The organism is Corynebacterium macclintockiae, from assembly GCF_027570165.1.
Lineage (GTDB): Bacteria > Actinomycetota > Actinomycetes > Mycobacteriales > Mycobacteriaceae > Corynebacterium > Corynebacterium macclintockiae.
This window is the reverse complement of record NZ_JAKMUV010000004.1, coordinates 103,260-120,529: the sequence shown is the minus strand read 5'-3', so window position 1 is coordinate 120,529 and position 17,270 is coordinate 103,260. Positions and strand designations below refer to the sequence as shown.

At 64.3% G+C, this 17,270-nt stretch carries 14 protein-coding genes and 1 pseudogene; 8 read left to right on the top strand and 7 right to left on the bottom strand.

Annotation, left to right across the window (positions count from 1 at the left end; genetic code table 11):
* Positions 1 to 59: 59 nt before the first annotated feature.
* From L8U58_RS05375 to L8U58_RS05365, 3 genes and pseudogenes are all read right to left on the bottom strand, one after another.
* Positions 60 to 779 (bottom strand): annotated as a pseudogene (locus L8U58_RS05375) (acyl-CoA dehydrogenase family protein); the annotation flags it as partial.
* Positions 780 to 785: 6 nt separating this feature from the next.
* A complete protein-coding gene (locus L8U58_RS05370) occupies positions 786 to 1,685 on the bottom strand; it encodes an SDR family oxidoreductase (RefSeq protein ID WP_269954861.1) in 900 nt (299 codons plus the stop codon).
* A gap of 129 nt (positions 1,686 to 1,814) precedes the next feature.
* A complete protein-coding gene (locus L8U58_RS05365) occupies positions 1,815 to 2,456 on the bottom strand; it encodes a TetR/AcrR family transcriptional regulator (RefSeq protein ID WP_269954860.1) in 642 nt (213 codons plus the stop codon).
* Between the two features lie 69 nt (positions 2,457 to 2,525).
* Here L8U58_RS05365 and L8U58_RS05360 point away from each other — a divergent pair, with 69 nt between their 5' ends.
* Together L8U58_RS05360 and L8U58_RS05355 are read left to right on the top strand one after the other, a co-directional pair.
* On the top strand, positions 2,526 to 3,485 hold the full coding sequence (locus L8U58_RS05360) for a histidine phosphatase family protein (RefSeq protein WP_269954859.1): 960 nt from the start codon (positions 2,526 to 2,528) through the stop codon (positions 3,483 to 3,485).
* 70 nt (positions 3,486 to 3,555) lie between these two features.
* Entirely contained in the window at positions 3,556 to 4,692 is a 1,137-nt protein-coding gene (locus L8U58_RS05355; protein WP_269954858.1) for a nucleoside hydrolase, read from the top strand.
* A 356-nt stretch (positions 4,693 to 5,048) separates the two neighbouring features.
* Here the strand turns inward: L8U58_RS05355 and metE are convergent, their stop codons facing one another.
* Complete coding sequence (gene metE / locus L8U58_RS05350) at positions 5,049 to 7,367, bottom strand: 5-methyltetrahydropteroyltriglutamate--homocysteine S-methyltransferase (protein ID WP_269954857.1); 2,319 nt, start codon at positions 7,365 to 7,367, stop codon at positions 5,049 to 5,051.
* 389 nt (positions 7,368 to 7,756) lie between these two features.
* Here metE and L8U58_RS05345 point away from each other — a divergent pair, with 389 nt between their 5' ends.
* The 3 genes from L8U58_RS05345 to L8U58_RS05335 all read left to right on the top strand — a co-directional run bounded on the left by L8U58_RS05345 (position 7,757) and on the right by L8U58_RS05335 (position 10,472).
* Positions 7,757 to 8,506 (top strand): ECF transporter S component, encoded by a 750-nt coding sequence (locus tag L8U58_RS05345; RefSeq protein WP_187401908.1) that lies wholly within the window; start codon positions 7,757 to 7,759, stop codon positions 8,504 to 8,506.
* Between the two features lie 12 nt (positions 8,507 to 8,518).
* The gene (locus L8U58_RS05340) at positions 8,519 to 9,199 is read left to right on the top strand and encodes an energy-coupling factor transporter transmembrane component T family protein (protein WP_034969255.1); all 681 of its coding nucleotides are present in this window, start codon (positions 8,519 to 8,521) and stop codon (positions 9,197 to 9,199) included.
* A 79-nt stretch (positions 9,200 to 9,278) separates the two neighbouring features.
* Positions 9,279 to 10,472 (top strand): ATP-binding cassette domain-containing protein, encoded by a 1,194-nt coding sequence (locus L8U58_RS05335; RefSeq protein WP_269954856.1) that lies wholly within the window; start codon positions 9,279 to 9,281, stop codon positions 10,470 to 10,472.
* Between the two features lie 22 nt (positions 10,473 to 10,494).
* On the opposite strand, the gene L8U58_RS05330 is transcribed toward L8U58_RS05335, so the two are convergent.
* The gene (locus tag L8U58_RS05330; protein ID WP_034981718.1) at positions 10,495 to 10,917 is read right to left on the bottom strand and encodes a Rieske (2Fe-2S) protein; all 423 of its coding nucleotides are present in this window, start codon (positions 10,915 to 10,917) and stop codon (positions 10,495 to 10,497) included.
* Positions 10,918 to 11,009: 92 nt separating this feature from the next.
* Here L8U58_RS05330 and purT point away from each other — a divergent pair, with 92 nt between their 5' ends.
* Together purT and trhO are read left to right on the top strand one after the other, a co-directional pair.
* Positions 11,010 to 12,245, top strand: coding sequence for a formate-dependent phosphoribosylglycinamide formyltransferase (gene purT / locus L8U58_RS05325; protein ID WP_269954883.1), 1,236 nt, complete (start codon positions 11,010 to 11,012; stop codon positions 12,243 to 12,245).
* A 16-nt stretch (positions 12,246 to 12,261) separates the two neighbouring features.
* Positions 12,262 to 13,191 (top strand): oxygen-dependent tRNA uridine(34) hydroxylase TrhO, encoded by a 930-nt coding sequence (trhO, locus tag L8U58_RS05320; RefSeq protein WP_070550613.1) that lies wholly within the window; start codon positions 12,262 to 12,264, stop codon positions 13,189 to 13,191.
* On the opposite strand, the gene L8U58_RS05315 is transcribed toward trhO, so the two are convergent.
* Together L8U58_RS05315 and L8U58_RS05310 are read right to left on the bottom strand one after the other, a co-directional pair.
* Positions 13,188 to 13,796 carry a GNAT family N-acetyltransferase gene (locus L8U58_RS05315; RefSeq protein ID WP_070550612.1) on the bottom strand — a complete coding sequence of 203 codons (609 nt, stop codon included), beginning with the start codon at positions 13,794 to 13,796 and terminating at the stop codon, positions 13,188 to 13,190. The genes trhO and L8U58_RS05315 overlap by 4 nt on opposite strands.
* Before the next feature lie 3 nt (positions 13,797 to 13,799).
* Entirely contained in the window at positions 13,800 to 15,221 is a 1,422-nt protein-coding gene (locus tag L8U58_RS05310; RefSeq protein WP_034969236.1) for an FAD-dependent oxidoreductase, read from the bottom strand.
* A 339-nt stretch (positions 15,222 to 15,560) separates the two neighbouring features.
* Here L8U58_RS05310 and L8U58_RS05305 point away from each other — a divergent pair, with 339 nt between their 5' ends.
* Positions 15,561 to 17,267: a nitrite/sulfite reductase gene (locus L8U58_RS05305; protein WP_035002707.1), complete on the top strand. Its 1,707-nt coding sequence runs from the start codon at positions 15,561 to 15,563 to the stop codon at positions 17,265 to 17,267.
* Positions 17,268 to 17,270 lie beyond the last annotated feature (3 nt).

Genomic DNA, 17,270 nt, shown 5'->3' with positions numbered 1-17,270 from the left:
ACCACGCCCTCGACGATGATCGCCACCTTCCACAGACCCAGGACGTGCCAGTAGGCCAGCGCCTGCCGCTCGCGGTCGTGGTAGCCGAACACCGGCAGGTTCCGCACGATGGTCACGCCGGGGGCATCCGCGGGGACGGCGAGCATGGACTGCTGGCGGTGGATCTCCGCCTCCGGGCTGGTCTTGCCCATCACGATCATGACCTTGAGGTGCGGGTGCATGCCGTTGGAAGTGAACCACTTGCGGCCGTTGAGTACGTAGCCGCCGTCTGTGCGTTCCATGCTCATGCGGACGTTGGTGGCGTCGCTAGAAGCAACCCCGGGTTCCGTCATGGCGAAGGCAGAGCGGATATCGCCCCGGAGCAGGGGTTCAAGGTACTTCTCACGGTGCTCGTCGGTGCCGTAGAGCTCGAAGACCTCCATGTTGCCCGTGTCGGGGGCGCTGCAGTTGCAGGCCTCGGGGGCGAGGTGGATGGACCGGCCCATGATCTCTGCGAGGGGTGCGTATTCGGCGTTGGTCAGGCCGGGGCGGTTGCTATCGCCGCCGGTGGTTGCTGCGTCCGCGCCGCCAGCGCCAAGGTGAGGGTGGAAGAGGTTCCACAGGCCACGCATTTTCGCCTCGTTCTTCAGCTCCGCGAGGACGGCGGGGAAGTGGTGCGGGTCGCCCGATTCGCGCATCTGCTGTTCGTACACCGCCTCCGCCGGGTAGACGCATTCGTCCATGAACTCGGTGAGCTTGCCCTGGTATTCCAGGGATCGTTCGCTGTGTTGGAAGTCCACTGTTTGTTACCTTTCGACGCCAGATCGTCCGCCGGCCGGCGTGTCAGCGGAGTTGGATTGTCCGGGTGTGGTGACGTCGATCGTCTTGTTGCCGACGAGCATTCCGCCGTCGACCACGAGGTTTTCGCCGGTCAGCCAGGAGCTGGTCGGTGCGGCAAGGAATGCGATGGCGTCTGCGATGTCCTCTGGTTCGCCGATGCGCCCGGCGGGGATGAGGGTGGAGGTGGAGTCTTCGTTTTCCTTCCATAGCGCCTCCGAGAGCTTGGTGCGCACCACGCCGGGGGAGATGCTGTTCACGCGGATGCGTGGAGCCAGTTCGCGCGCCATCTGCTTGGACAGGTGCAGCAGGGCGGCCTTGGAGGCGTTGTACACGCCGATGTAGTCCTCCATGGTCAGGGCGCCGATGCTGGAGACATTCACGACCGCGCCTGTGGGGCCGCCAGTGGCGCCGGGGCTGCCGTCGGCGCCGTCGCGGGCGGCCTGGCCGAGGCCTGCCTCGATCGCGGCGCTGGTCCAGATGACCGGGCCGATGGTGTTGATCTGGAACACCTTCGCCATGATGTCCGCGGACTGCTTGTGTACTGGGCCGAAGGCGGGGTTCGTGCCGGCGTTGTTGATGAGGACGTCGAGTCGGCCGAACTCTTCAACGGCCTTGGCGCAGGCCATCTTCGCTGCCTCTGGGTCGGCTACGTGCGCGGCGATTCCCAGTACGCGGCCGGCATTGGGGTTGAGCTTCTGCGCTTCGGCCTGCAGCTCTTCGGCGGCGGGGGTGACTGTTTCTGGCTTGCGTCCGGTGATGACCACGTTCGCTCCGCTGGCTGCAAGCTTCAGTGCGGTGGCGTGGCCGATGCCGCGGGTGCCGCCGGTGACGATGGCGGTGAGCCCGGTGAAATCGTAAGAACTCATGAGGGGGATCCTTCGGGGTGCTCGAGTGTCGGGTGTTGGTGTGATCCCCATCATAAATTGAAATTTGATTCAATAGATGGCGTTCGGGGAAACGTGGAAAAAGTTGTGGCGTTTTACCTGTTCAGCGCACTAGATCCCGAGCGCTGTGAACCAGACCTTGTTGGCGGTAGCCAGAACGCGGTCGAGCGTCCGCTGGTTGGGCTCCCCGAAATACTTCTCAACGAACATGCTGTACGCCAAACGGCTGACCATGCCGGACAGGGAAGCGGCGAGCATCTCTGGATCCTCGGCGACGGGGATAACCCCGTTCTGCTGCAGCTGCTCAATCATGCGAGTGTTTCGATCCACAAAGCGGCGGGCGCGTTGGCGTCGTTGCTCCCGGAAATTCGGGTCGATCTGCGCTACCTGATCCATCAGCGCCATTTCGCGGGCGTTGCGCTGGAAGGTGGCCAGGTACTGACGGTTGACCTCCGTGATGGAACGACGCACCGCGGAGGCGCTGTGGAAGTTGAGGTGTTTGCCACCGCTACCACGCATTTCCTCCTCCACCTGGTTCAGCACCGCGGCCAGGAGGTCATCCCTGTCTTCGAAGTAGGTGTAGAGCGTGCCGACGGAACAATGTGCCTCGCGGGCGATCTGGGTGAGCTTCGCTTCGTGGTAGCCATCGCGCACGAAAACTTCGCGCGCCGCGTTGAGGATGGTTGCTCGTCGTTCTCGGGCGCGTGGGGTGAGGCCGGTATTGCGAGTGGCTCGGTTTGTCCCGTGTGGCATGTACGACATGTTATAAGCTCGATTTTCACGTCACCAGGTTTTTGCGAGTTTGTTTTGGGAGCGGTAGCAATGGGGATTCTTTATCTAGTGCGCCACGGTCAGGCGAATTCCGGTGGGCTGCACACCGATAACGTCGCAGAGGGGGAGATGGAGGCGACGTACGATCAGCTCACTGAACTAGGGCACGAACAGGCGCGGGTGACGGGCCGCGCGCTGGCGGAGCGGATCGGCAGCGGCAGTGGCAGTGGAAGTGGCAGCGGAAGATGCAGTGGCGAGCGCCCCATCATTCTGTCCGGCCCGCTGGGTCGACAGCTCAGTACGGCTGGGGAGATCCACGCCGAGATGGTCGCAGCTGGCTTGGATCCGCAGCCCGTAGAGACGGTCGAAGAGTGGCGGGAGTTCAGCTCGGATGCCGTGCTCGCACCCTATTTCCGCGCCCATCCTGACGAGCTCGCGCAGATCCGGCGCGCATACGCCGCCGCGCGCACAGGGCACGCAAGCCAAGGTTCAGGGCAAGGTCCAGAGCAAGGTTCAGGACAGGTCGCAGGCGGGATGAAGGAGCACAACCGCCTGCTCGGCCAGGCTATCGATGCGGCCCTACGGCAGTGGCGCTCAACCCCGGGATTCGCTTCCTTCGCCGCGCAGGTAAGGCAAGGATTTTCGGACGCCACCCTCCTCGCCGCCCAACACGGATCAGTCGTGGTTGTCACCTCCGCTGGCCCGATTTCCATGTGTGCCGCTGCGCTGATCGGCGCCGACTGGACGCACATGATCAACAACATCTTCACTTCCTCGGTGAGCGTGTTCAGTACCCGCGGCGCAGCTGCTTCGGGCCCAGCCGCGGGCGCTGCCACTGACACTGCCAGCACTGACACCGCGGCTGAGACCGCCGGCATTGATACTGCCGCTGACACCGCCGGCACTGATACCGCCGCTGACACTGCAGCGCAGTTGCTGAGCTTCAACGAGCATGCTCACCTGGATTACCCCGACCTATCCGGCGCCCGCCGACTCCGCCGCTACCGCTAAAAATTTTTCGCGCCGGGTTGTTTTCAGCGCTGGTTCAGTGCTTGGGTGCCGCGCGAATCGTTGGATTGGCATGATTGGCATCATGACCTCACGCTCGGCAGATACAACTAAGTCACCGACCGCGCCCGCGAACCCAGTGAGCGCCCCGGCGAACTCGGCGAACTCGGCGAAACAGGTAAACGCCACAGGCAACCCGGCGAACCGGGTGAAAGTAGTCGCGGATGTGGACACGGGCATCGACGACGCCCTGGCTCTGACCTATTTAGCTTATCTGCATGCTTCGGGGCGGATCGAACTTGGCGTCACAACGAGCGCCGGCAACTGCGGCGCAGCGCAAGCAGCCGCGAACAGCGCGGATGTACTGGCTGCGTGCGGAGTGGACGTGCCAGTCCTCGCGGGCGCGGCCCAGCCCGTGAGCGTGGAGCTGGTGACCACCCCGGAGACGCACGGCCCCACAGGACTTGGCCACTACATCACCAGTGCAGACCCCGCCGGCTATCCACCGAATGTCGAAGAGGCTGTGGCCAGCTGGGAGGGCGCCGATTACCTCCTGATTGCGGGGCCGGCTACGAACCTTGCGTGGGCACTGGAGCACTGCCCCGATGTGCTGGACGGCACTGAGATTTGCCTCATGACCGGGGCTTTTAACTATCCAGGGAACACTACTCCGCTGGCGGAGTGGAACGCTTGGGTGGATCCGCATGCGCTCGGGTACTCGCTGGAGCGGCTGGCGCAGCGTTTGCAGCGGGGGCTGGCGCAGCGTTCGCAGCGGCGCCAGCCGCAGGGTTCGGCCGGCCTGCCAACCTTGTGCCCCCTTAACGTCACTGAGACAGTGCTTTTGTACCCCGATCGGCTTGAACGTTGGCTGGAAGGTTCGGAGGGGGAAGAGGTGGCGTCAACAAGAAAGCAGTTAAAGCACCTGCTTTCCGAGGCGCTGCGCTTCTACTTTGAGTTTCACCAGACAGTAGGGGTGGGGTATTGCGCGCAGATACATGACCTTGCCGCCGCGATGGTGATGCTGGGGCGGGTGCCGTTTTCGGTGCGCGCCGGGGCCGTCGAAGTCGAGGCGGAATCTGCGCTGACGCGGGGTGCGACGCTGGTCGACTGGGACGGCGGGTACTGGCAAAAGCCGGCGAACGCGAAGATCCTCCAGGGGTTGGACCCGCTGGACGTGTTCGCAGAGTTCGAGCGGGTTGTGTTTGGGTAGCGCTGAGGCTGCGAGGGGGCTGCGGTGGCTGAGTTGGGAGTTGAAGGCGTTGATTCGGGGATCTGGCGGGGGCTCTGCTGGGCCAAATGTCGCTAAAACGGGAATCTGTTAACGGGTATGGTTGTCAACTATATAAAGGTGCAGGTCAGGGCGTTTTTGTTTTTGGGGCTCCGGATCTGGGGCTTGCAGAATCCCGTTCTAACGACATTTAGCCCCGGGGAGGGGACTTTCTGTCCCTCCCCAGGGCTATTCAACCCTGGTAAACCCAGTTAGGTGCGGACTGGTCTGCAAAAGCCCAGCTCAGGTGCCTAGGCTTAGTGTGGGCTGGTCTGCAAAAGCCCAGCCAGCACCCCAGGCTAGACGCGCGCGCGAGCCTTCTTGGCAGCCGCGACCAGTACCTCCAGGGAGGCGGTGGTCTCTTCCCAGCCACGGGTCTTCAGGCCGCAGTCCGGGTTGACCCACAGCAGAGAGGGATCCACGGAACCCAGGGCGGCGGTCAGCAGGTCGTCGACCTCCTCCTGCTTCGGCACGCGCGGGGAGTGGATGTCCCACACGCCCGGGCCAACTCCCAGCTCGTAGCCCTCGTCCTTCAGCGCGGCCAGAACCTGCATGCCGTTGCGGGCGGCCTCGATGGAGGTCACGTCGGCGTCCAGGTTAGAGACCGTGTCGATCAGCTCGTTGAACTCGGAGTAGCACATGTGCGTGTGGATCTGAACCTTGTTCTCCGCGCCAGAGGTAGCCAGGCGGAAGGAGCCAACCGCCCATTCCAGGTAGTCCGGCTGCTGCTCCTTGCGCAGCGGCAGCAGTTCGCGGATGGCGGGCTCGTCCACCTGCACCACGCGGGCGCCAGCGGCGATCAGATCGTCAATCTCGTCGCGCAGTGCCAGCGCAACCTGGTCGGCGGTCTCGCCCAGCGGCTGATCGTCGCGCACGAAGGACCAGGCCAGCATGGTCACCGGGCCGGTCAGCATGCCCTTGACCGGCTTGTCGGTCAGGTCGGCGGCAACCTTGTACCAGTCGACAGTCATAGCGTGCGGACGGGAAACGTCACCGAAGATGATCGGCGGGCGCACACAGCGGGAGCCGTAGGACTGCACCCACGCGTACTCGGTGGACAGGTAGCCATCCAGCTGCTCGGAGAAGTACTGCACCATGTCGTTGCGCTCCGGCTCGCCGTGCACTAGCACGTCCAGGCCCAGCTCTTCTTGGCGCTTGATAACGTCCGCGACCTCGTCCTTCATCGCCTGGGTGTAGGCGGCGTCGTCGATCTCACCCTTGCGGTGCTTCGCGCGCGCCTGGCGGATCTCCGTGGTCTGCGGGAAGGAGCCGATGGTGGTGGTCGGCAGCGGCGGCAGGTTCAGCTCTGCCTTCTGAGCCTCACGGCGGGCCTCGATGGAATCGCGGCGACGGTCAGCGTCGGTCACGGCATCCTGGCGCTCACGCACGGCTGCGTTGTGGGTCAGGGTGGAGTTCTTGCGGTCCTCGATGGCCGCGCGGGTCTCGGCGAACAGCTGTTCGTCGGCTTCGGTCTGCTCGCCGCGCAGGGTGCGGGACAGGGCTGCGACCTCGCGGATCTTCTCGGACCCGAAGGCCAGCCACTTCTGCACCTCGGCATTCAGGTTCTGCTCGCGCTCCAGGGAGTAAGGCACGTGCAGCAGGGAGCAGCTCGTGGAGACGGCAACCGGACCGCGCTCCTTCAGCCCCTGCAGGGTCTTCAGCGCTGCGTCCAGGTCGGTGCGCCAGACGTTGTGGCCATCCACAACACCGGCTGCCAGCAGCTCCTTGCCCGTCCAGGCGGGCAGCTCGGCAGCGGCAGCGCCACCGGTCACCAGGTCCACGCCGAAGGCAGCCACACCGGAGCCGCTCAGCAGCTCGATCGCTGCGTTGCCGTCGCCGAAGTAGGTCTGGATAAGGAGCTGGACGCCCTCAGCACCAGCACCTGCCACCTCAGCCAGCTTCTCGTAGCCAGCGCGGGTGCGCTTCAGCAGATCCTCGTTGGCGGCCGCATCAGCGTAGGCGAAGTCGGTGACCAGGATCGACTCATCGAACTGTACCCACTTCACGCCGCGGTCTGCGATGCGCTTGAGCAGGCGGGAGTAGGCGTCAAAAATCTCCTCGAGGTGAGTGAAGGCATCAGAACCATCGACGGTACGAGACAGCGCCAGGTACGTCAGCGGGCCAACCAGCACGGGGCGGACGGCCTCGCCGGCGCGGGTGACCTGGTCGCGGATGTCTTCGAGGAATGCGGAATCGTCCAGCTCTACGCGGGAATCCTTGGCCAGCTCCGGGACGATATAGTGGTAGTTCGTGTCGAACCACTTCGTCATTGCGGAGGCCGGCAGGTCCTTGGTGCCGCGGGCGGCGGCGAAGTAGCGGTCGATGAAGCGCGGCAGGCCGTCGTTGTCGTGGTCGGCGATGTCGGCAACGCGCTCGGGCAGCAGGCCTAGCAGGGCGGTGGTATCCAGCACAGCGTCGTAGAAGGAGCGGCCAGAGAACGCGGCGGAATCCAGGCCAGCGGCTAGCAGCTCGTCGGTGTAGTCGTTGACCAGGCGAGTTGCGGTGGTCGCTAGGTTGCGGCCGGTGGAGTTATCGCGCCAGTAGCCCTCTAGAGCCTTCTTGAGCTCGCGGTCGGGCCCGATGCGCGGTACCCCGGCGACGGTTGCGTTGAAAGTCATCGTCTGTCCTGTCTTTCTGTGCTTGTGCTTGTGCTTGTGTAGTCTGCACTTCTGTTTTCCAGTTCGCGGCTACCTCCGAAGGGGTAAGCCAGTGCGGTTCCCACGCGGTGCTGCCTTTCCCGGGGCTCCAGAAGGCGCGGTTGTGCGGCAGGCTGTAGTAGCCGCCGCGGTGCGCGGGTCGCTTGCTCAACCATTTAAGAATAGACAGCTTAGTCTGTCAACTAGATCACGAAAATTGGTCACCTGTGAGGCGCCCGATTTGTGTAACCAAGCCGCCATCTGTAAGCATTAAACAAACATCAAAACCACTGGCCACATGGGCGAAACGTCGAGGTGACATAGACGTTGCGCACAGGCCATCGACGTAGAGGATTCCCCCCATGCGCCCCCTGTCACGCACAGCAAGTTACGTACTGCTCGGTCTAGCCGCGATTATCATTGTCGCAACCTGGCTGACCCTCGTCATTTGGCAGCCCAGCGACTCGAACTACGAGTCCCTCGCCGATTCCAAGAGCTCCACCATCGCCCTCGTCGGCTTCGTCGTCCCCGCCATCTTGGCGCTCATCGCCGTGATCCCCCGCCTGCCCGTGCGCACCCTGGCGCTGCTGCCGGTCGCGCTGGCGATCAACGTGGTGCTGGGGCACGTCATCGGCAACATGGGTCTGCCGCTGCCGCTGTACCTAGATTCGATCGGCACGGTGCTGGTCGGTGCCCTGGCTGGCCCCTGGGCGGGCCTGGTGACCGGCGTGCTGTCCGCCCTGGTGTGGGGCACGTTTAACCCCACCGTTGTAGGCTTCGCTGCCGCTTATGCCTTCGTCGGAGTCTGCGCCGGCCTGCTGCGCAACTGGTGGACCGGAGCGTATTGGAAGATCGCCCTGTCCGCCCTGGTCGTCGGCTTCCTGACGGCCCTGCTGTCCGCCCCCATCGCCTCCTTCATCTTCGGCGGCACCGCGGGCACGGGCACGGGTCTGCTGGTCACTGCCTACCGCTCCCTGGGCTTCGACCCGATGACGGCCGTGTTCCTGCAGTCCTGGACGTCCGACCCTGTTGATAAGCTGATCGTGTTCACCGTCATCTACCTGGTCATTCGTGCGCTGCCCCAGCGCACTCGCCGCACTTTCGCCCCGACGGCGGACTAGCCCCATTTCCACATGAACCCACTGACTTACCTGACCCTCGCCATCAGCGGGGTGATCTTCGTCCTCGTCGCCGATAGCCTCGCCGTGTCCGCTATCGCGTGGGTTCTGTGTGCCGTTGTGGCTCTTTTCTTTTCGACGCCCCGTCGTCCCTTCCTTGCAGCCAACCTCTTAGGGCTGCCGGCCTTCGTGGGCTTTGGTTTGATGTATGCCCCCTTTGGCCAGGAGCCCGGCTGGTGGATCATCACCCGCGACGGGCTGCAGATTGCCCTGTCCCTGGGCAGCCGCTTCCTAGCTGCCACCACGATCGGCCTGACCATCGGCAGCTTCGTGAACCTCGACCAGCTGATGCGCACCGTGCAGCCCCGCCTGCCTGCCAAGCTGGTGTACGTCATTGGCGCGACCGCCCGGCTGCTGCCGCTGGCCCGCGCCCGTTGGCAGACGATTCAGCAGGTCCGCGCCTCCCGGGGAGTGGACGTGACGACCGTGCGGGCGAAGTGTCGCATGGTGTTGCCGCTGATCGTCGGCATGGTGGACGATGCCGCCACCCGCGCCCGCCCGCTGCAGCGCACCGGGATCGGCGAGCCCGGCCCGCGCACCGTGCTGCGCCCCGTCCCAGATACCGCAGTGGACTGGGCAGTCCGCCTGTTGGCTATCGCCGCCTTGGTGGTGGGATGCTGGTGGGCAGTGCACTAGCAGTGCTAGAAGCACAAGCAAGCACCAGCACCACTAAGCACCCGCATGAGCCAAGCGACTAGAAAGACCCACCCGAACAATGCCTTTGAGTACCTACATCTGGGGAGACAGCGGCGCCGGGCTGTCCGAACACGCCTGGGCACACGCTGAAAAGACGGGCGCTGCGTGGGTTGGCAACGAGGCCAGCGCGCACATTTCCCTGCTGCGCAACACGGTCGCCGAAGAGCTCGCCTTCCCCATGGAACAGCGCGGCGTGCCGCAGGCAGAGATGCAGGATCGCGTGGCGGCCGCGCTGCGCCTGTGGGGTCTGGAGGGCCAGGCAGAGCAGAACCCCGCCACCTTATCCACCGGCCAGACCCGCCGCGTAGCTATCGCCGCCGCTCTGCTGGCCCGGCCTGAAGCGTTGGTGCTCGATTGCCCCCTCGACGGTTTGGACGCCACCGCCGTGGAGACGCTGCGCCGCGCCATCGCGGACTTCCCCGGTCCCGTCACCGTTTACGATCGTTCGGGTTCGGCCTTGAGTGATGACGCCCCCTCGCACCAGCGACTACTAGCCGACGGCGCCCTGGAACCTTCCCCTGCGCCGAAGCCTTCGGCCGGTTCGGTGGCCTCGCAGGCTGCAACTCAGGGGAGCGCGGGGACGGCCCTGCTGGCGCGGGGGGTGGTTTTCCGCCGAGGTGGCGTCGGACCCATAAACCTGGAGGTACCCGCAGGGCAGATAGTGCACCTGGCCGGGCCGAACGGGTGCGGCAAGACGACCCTTTTCCTGGGGGCGCTGGGGCTGCTGAAGTACCGCGGCACCCTGCAGGCCGAGGGATCGAAGGGCTGGGCACCGACGCAGATGGACCAGGCGATAACCGCCCGCACAGTCGCCGAGGAACTGGCCATCGGGGCGGGGGAGGAGCTGGCCACTGCGGTGATCGATTTTGCCGGACTGGGGCAGTGGGCGGACACGCACCCGCTGGACGTGCCCGCGGCGAAACGGCGGATCGTGCTGGTCGCGGCCGCGATGGTGCGCGGTGCCGACATGGTGATGCTGGATGAGCCGACGGTGGGGTTGGACACGCCGGGCTATGGCGAGCTGGCGGAGCTGCTGCGCCGCTATGTCGACGGCGAGTATGCGCGGCTGATCGGGCGGGGCCGGCCGAGCCCCGCGAGCCCGCAGAGCCCGGCGAGCCCGCAGAGTCCCGCCGCGCCGACAGTGCTGTGGACCTGTCACGACGCCCGCTACGCCGCGCAGGTCAGTGATCAGCGGATCGACATGGCGCGCTAGTTCGGCGACTGAGCGTGGTGCCTTAGTTGGTGATCTCGATGGAGTCGCCGTTGCGCTCCACCTTCTTGGCCGGGCTCATCGGATCGCGGGAGGGACCTTCCACCACGTCGCCAGTAGCCACGTCGAACTTGGACCCGTGCTTCGGGCAGACCGCCACGGTGACGTCCCCGGCCTTCTCGATGGAATTGATCGTGCCGCCCGCGTGCGGGCAGCTGGTGGAAAACGCCTTGTACTCGTTTTCACCCGGACGGGAAAGCACCCAGCCGTCCAGGATCGTTGCCCCGCCGACCTCCAGGTCAGCGGCATCTGCCTTCGCCACGACCTCTTCGCCGGCGCAGGCGGCCAGCAGCGCTCCGGAGGCGGTGGTGGCGGTGGCGACTGCCACTCCGCGCAGGAAGGAGCGACGGGAACAGGACAGGGGAGTGTTGGGCTGAGAGGTGCTCATGACTGCGATCTTTCCACTGAGAGGCGAAAGCGACAAGCCAGTGCACCGCGTTGGATGCGAAAGGGATACCGAAATAAGTAAGGTGAGTGACTATGTACACTCCCGAGGCCATTGGCACCCCATTGACCCCCACCGCACTGAAGGTTCTACTCCTCGGCGCCAGCGAGCTAGGACGGGAGCTAGCGATCGCCCTGCAGCGCCTGGGCGTGGAGGTCCACGCCGCCGACCGCTACGTTGGCGCCCCCGCCCACCACGTGGCCAACAAAGCACACGTGTTGGACATCTATGACGGGGAATCCATCCGACGCCTCGTGCAGGAGGTTCGCCCACACTTCATCGTCCCCGACGTCGAATCCCTGCCCGCCGACGTGCTGCAGGAAATCGAGGCCGAAGGAGTAGCCTCCGTCGTGCCGACCGCCCTGGCCAACCGGCTGACCATGAACCGCGAAGGCATTCGCACCTTCGCCCACGACAAGCTGGGCCTGCCGAACAGCGCCTTCCGATTCGCCTCCACCCCCGAAGAAATGACCCGCGCTGCCGAAGAGATCGGCTACCCATGCGTGGTCAAGCCGGTGATGGGCAGCTCCGGGGCTGGCCAAAGCTACGTCGGAGGAGCCGACGAACTGGAAGCTGCCTGGAACGAAGCGATGAAGAACTCGCGCTTCAACGTCCAGCGCGTGATGGTGGAACAGTACATCCCCTTCGACTACGAGGTCACCATCCTCGCCGTGCGCTCCATCGACCCCGCCACCGGCCGAGAAGCCACCTGGTTCTGCGAGCCCATCGGCCACCGCCAGGACCGCGGCGACTACGTGGAATCCTGGCAACCCGCGCACATGTCAGAGGATGCCCTGGATACCGCACGCAGCATCGCCGCCCGCATCGCCACTGCCCTGGGAGGCCGCGGCGTGTTCGGCGTGGAACTGTTCGTCAAGGGCGACGACGTCTACTTCTCCGAGGTCAGCCCCCGCCCGCACGACACGGGCATGGTCACGCTCGGCACCCAGCGGTTCTCGGAGTTCGACCTCCACGCGCGCGCCATCCTGGGGCTGCCGATCGACACCACCCTGATCTCCCCGGGAGCCTCCGCCGTCATCCGCTGCGAGGATAGGGCAGACGGCGATATCGAATACGTGGGCGTCAATAAGGCAATGGCAGTAGAAGAAACAAACGTCTACCTGTTCGGCAAGCCCCGAGCGCTCACGCGACGGCGCATGGGCGTGACCGTTGCCACCGCCGAGGACATCAACCAGGCACGGCAGCGCGCCGAAGAGGCCGCCGGATACATCAAGGTGCGCCCCACGGTTTTCGCAGAAGACGGGCAGTAGACCTAAGATCCCAGGTATGGGACATAGCGCAACTGACCTCAACGAAACCCGAATCCTGCTGTACTACTGCTTCACCCCGATCGAAGACCCGACCGCGGTGATGCTGTGGCAGCGTGCGCTATGCGAACAGCTGGAGTTGAAGGGGCGCATCCTCATCAGCAAGCACGGCATCAACGGCACCGTCGGCGGCTCGCTGGCCAGCTGCAAGCAGTACGTGCGCCGCACTCGCGAATTCCCAGGGTTCAAAAAGATGGAGTTCAAGTGGTCCGCCGGTTCCGCCGACGACTTCCCGCGCCTGTCTGTGAAGGCGCGCGACGAGATCGTGGCCTTCGGAGCCCCGGATGAGCTGAAGGTCGACGAAAACGGCGTGGTCGGCGGTGGGGTGCACCTGAAGCCGGAAGAAGTGAACAAGCTGGTGGAAGAACGCGGCGACGAGGTTGTGTTCTTCGACGGGCGCAACGCCATGGAGGCGGAGATCGGCAAGTTCAAGAACGCCGTGGTGCCCGACGTGCGCACCACCCACGACTTCATCAGCGAGATCGAATCCGGCAAGTACGACGACCTCAAGGACAAGCCAGTCGTCACGTACTGCACGGGCGGCATCCGCTGCGAAATCCTGAGCTCGCTGATGAAGAACCGCGGGTTCGAGGAGGTCTACCAGATCGACGGTGGCATCGTCCGCTACGGAGAAAAGTACGGTGACAAGGGCCTTTGGGAGGGGTCCTTGTATGTTTTCGACGGGCGCATGCACATGGAATTTAGTGATGACGCCGCTACGCTGGGCCGCTGCCGAGCGTGTGGGCACGCGACCAACGACTTCCACAACTGTGTGAACGAGCAGTGCCGCGAGCAGATTCTGCTGTGCGACGGGTGTGCCGCGGACCCGGCGAGCGCGACCTGCGGGCGCGACGAATGCGCCGAGGCCGCAGCGGGGATGTCGCGCTAGAGCTCCAGCTCCATGGTGACGTGGGGGATGCCCTCCTCGTCGAAGGGGTCACCGACGGGCTTAAAGCCGAACTTTGCGTAGAAGCCCTGCACCTGCTCTTGCGCATTCAATGAAACGCGGGCGACCTGGGTAGTCGGGTCGAGCGCGGCGGCGCGTCCCTTGCAGACCTCCAGGGCTTGCTCCATGATCTGGGCGGCAATGCCGCGGCCGCGCACATCCTTGGCTACGCACATGCGGCCAATGTGCTGGTCATCCGGCTTGCCATACACGCGCGCCGTGCCCACCAGGCGCAGGGGAGATCCCGGATCCGGCTGGCCGAAGGGGTACTCCGGGCCGCTGCCGGGGTGGATGTATGCCAGCACGTGGTGGGTGTTGGGGTGCGGGTCGATATCGTCGATCTCCGCGAAGGGGGTCTGCTGTTCGTGGACGAACACGTCTACACGCAGCTTGTACAGAGGGTGAAGCTGCTGGGCGGGCATCGCCAGAAGCGCGCGACCGGTGAAGTGGACGGCTGGGAACTCGGCCGAGCTTCCAGCGGCGGAAGGGGAACCGGAGCCGACGGAGGGGGAGCCGGAGCCGGAAGCGGAGGAGGGAGTGCTGGTCATGTCTTAGGCGTTCTTGCCCTGAGAGTGGCGCAGCATCTCGTCCCACTCGCGCACCTTCTTGCGCTCGCGGCCCTCAGCCTCGCCGAGCTCGCGCTCGTGCTTGTCCAAGCTGTACCAGCCTTCCCAGGTGGTGTGGGCAATGCCCTTTTCCTCCAGGAATGCCTCGACTGCCTCCAGCTCCGGCTTCTCCGGGTTGAAGCCGATGCCGTTGGACGCGTCCTCCAGCAGGTTGGCGACAGCCTCGTTGGCATCGCCCTTGGTGTTGCCAATCAGGCCGACCGGACCGCGGCGGACCCAACCGGTGGTGTACACGCCGGGCAGGCGCTCGCGCTTCTCGGCCTCCGGGTCGGCGGAGCCGGGAACGCCCGCGATGCCGTCGGCGGTCGGTCCCTCGGTCAGCACACGGCCACCCACGTTCGGCAGAACGTTCTGACGCTCATCCCACGGCAGCCCCGGCTGCTCGTCGGACTTGTAACCCACGGCGCGGTACACCGCGCCGACCGGCCACTCGGTGAGCTTGCCGGTGCCAGAGACAGACCCGTCGCCGTTCAGCTCGGTTCGTTCGGTGACGAATGCGGTGACGCGGCCTTCGGCGTCAGTTTTAACCTCAACCGGGGACTCAAAGAAGTGGATGTACAGCTTGTGGGGAGCGCCCTTCGGGTCGGCGATGGCGTACTGTTCCAGGCGGGTGCAGACCATGTCCTGAATTTTGGACGCCCGGCGGGCCTGCTCGGAGCCTTCGTCGTACTGGATGTCCTCCGGGTCGATAACGATCTCGATCGTGTCGGAATCGTTGAGCTCCTTCAGCTCCAGCGGGGTGAACTTCGCCTGTGCTGGGCCGCGGCGGCCGAAGACGTGGATCTCCTTGGCCTGGTTGTCCTTCAAGGAGTCGTAGACGTTGTCCGGGATCTCGGTGACCTTCAGCTCCTCGCCGGTCTTGGCCAGCACGCGGGCGACGTCCAGGCCGACGTTACCCACGCCGACGACGGCGACGGAGTCTGCGGACAGGTCCCACTTGTCCTCGAAGAAGGGGTTGGCATCGTAGAAGCCGACGAACTCGCCAGCGCCAATGGTGTGCTCGCCGCCGGGGATGTTCAGCGGGCGGTCGTCGGTGGCGCCGGTGGCGTAGATGACTGCGTCGTAGAACTGCTTCAGCTCGTCGATGGTGATGTCCTCGCCGACGTTGATGTTGCCGAACAGGCGGATCTCGGGCTTGTCCATCACCTTGTGGAGGGACTTGATGATGCCCTTAATGCGCGGGTGGTCGGGGGCGACGCCGTAGCGGATCAAGCCGAAGGGAGCCGGCATGCGCTCGTAAATATCGACGCTGACGTCGGCCTCAGACTTCGTTAGCGCGTCGGAGGCGTAGATGCCTGCCGGGCCGGAGCCGATGACTGCAATGCGAAGTGGGCGATTCTCGGGCATGTCAGGTGTAAATCCTTCTTATTTGGGTCGTACTTCGGTCTTGGGGTAAACCGCGGTGTTGAACTCGTGCAGTGAGCTCGTGCAGCGCGATGGTTGTCGCGCTGCCTAAACCACATGCGTTAACCACATGAAGCGTTCGAACTGTTTATGAATTAACACAGTCTAATGTAGCGAAAATCCACGCTGAGTCACTACATGGGGTCACCGCGGGCAACTCCCCGAACTATAGACAACTCTGTCTATAAAAATCAAGAATTCGCTTGAATTTGTGAGTGATCCCATCTAGGCTGAACCGGGCAATGTGGACAGACAGATCAGTCTAGACAGAGGTTGAGACAGATGACGACCGGATCGACCACCGGACCAAACGCTGAAAGCAAGCCAGCGCGCCCGCGTCGCAAGAAGCAGCGCAAGCCCCAGGGGCAGTGGGCTGTTGACGGCCGCGAGCCGCTCAATGATGACGAGCGGGTCAAGCAGGAAGACCCTGGCATTAGCGTGATGCAGCGCATTCGCGATATCTACTCCAAGGAGGGCTTCGACTCGATTCCCGCCGAGGACCTCGCCCCGCGCTTCAAGTGGGTCGGCATGTACACCCAGCGCAAGCAGGGTCTCGACGGCGAAAAGACCTCCACGCTAACCAATGCGGAACTGCAGGATAACTACTTCATGATGCGCATCCGCCTAGATGGCGGCGTGGTTAGCTCCGCTGGCCTGCGCGCCATCGGCGAGATTTCCGAAAAGTACGCCCGCAACACCGCCGACTTCACTGATCGCCAGAACGTGCAGCTGCACTGGATCCGCATCGAAGACGTACCCACCATTTGGGACGAGCTAGCAAAGGTTGGCCTGGATTCCTTCTTTGGCTGCGGCGATGTGCCACGCGTGATCCTCGGTTCCCCGGTGGCGGGCATCGCCAAGGATGAAATCATCGACGGCCGCCCTGCGATCGAGAAGATTAAGAAGGAACTGCTGCCTGACCCTGAGTTCGGCAACCTTCCCCGCAAGTTCAAGTCCGCGATCTCTGGCCACTCCCGCCAGGATGTCACCCACGAGATCCAGGACCTCGCCTTCATTGGTTCCGAGCACCCCGAACACGGCCCTGGCTTCGACGTCTGGGTCGGTGGCGGCCTGTCTACTAACCCGATGCTCGCTCAGCGCCTGGGCGTGTGGGTGCCGATCGATGAGGTTCCCGAGGTTTGGGCTGGCGTGGTCCGCATCTTCCGCGACTATGGCTATCGCCGCATGCGCAACCGCGCCCGCCTGAAGTTCCTGGTGGCCGACTGGGGCGTCGAAAAGTTCCGCGAGGTACTAGAGACCGAGTACCTCAAGCGCCCACTGCTGGACGGTCCGGAGCCAGAGGAATACCCCGGCTACCGCGACCACGTCGGCCTGCACGAACAGAAGGATGGGAAGTTCTACCTGGGTGTTAAGCCCACGGTGGGGCACACCGATGGCAAGCAGCTGCAGCAGCTGGCTGACCTGGCGGAAAAGCATGGCACTACCAACATTCGCACTACAGCGGACAAGGAGCTGCTGTTCCTGGATCTGGAGCGCGAGTCTGCGGAAGCCCTCGCCGCGGACCTGGAGGAGCTAGGCCTATCCGCCAACCCCTCGGCCTTCCGCCGCGACATTATCTCCTGCACCGGCCTGGAGTACTGCAAGCTGGCCCACGTCGTCACCAAGCAGCGCGCCATCGCCCTGGTTGACGAGCTAGAGGATCGCCTGGGCGACCTCGATGTGCCGCTGAAGATCAGCCTTAACGGCTGCCCGAACTCCTGCGCCCGTACCCAAGTGGCGGATATCGGCCTGTCTGGCAAGATCCTCACCACTGACGAAGGCGAGCGCGTGGAGGGCTTCCAGGTTCATCTCGGCGGCACCATCGGCATGGAGTCGCACTTCGGCAAGAAGGTTCGCGGCAACCAGGTCTACTCCAAGGATCTGGGCGACTATGTGGTTCGCGTCGTGGAGAACTTCAAGTCCCACCGCACTGACGGTGAGGAGTTCCGCGACTGGGTTATCCGCGCCGACGATGAGCTGCTGGTGTAGCCG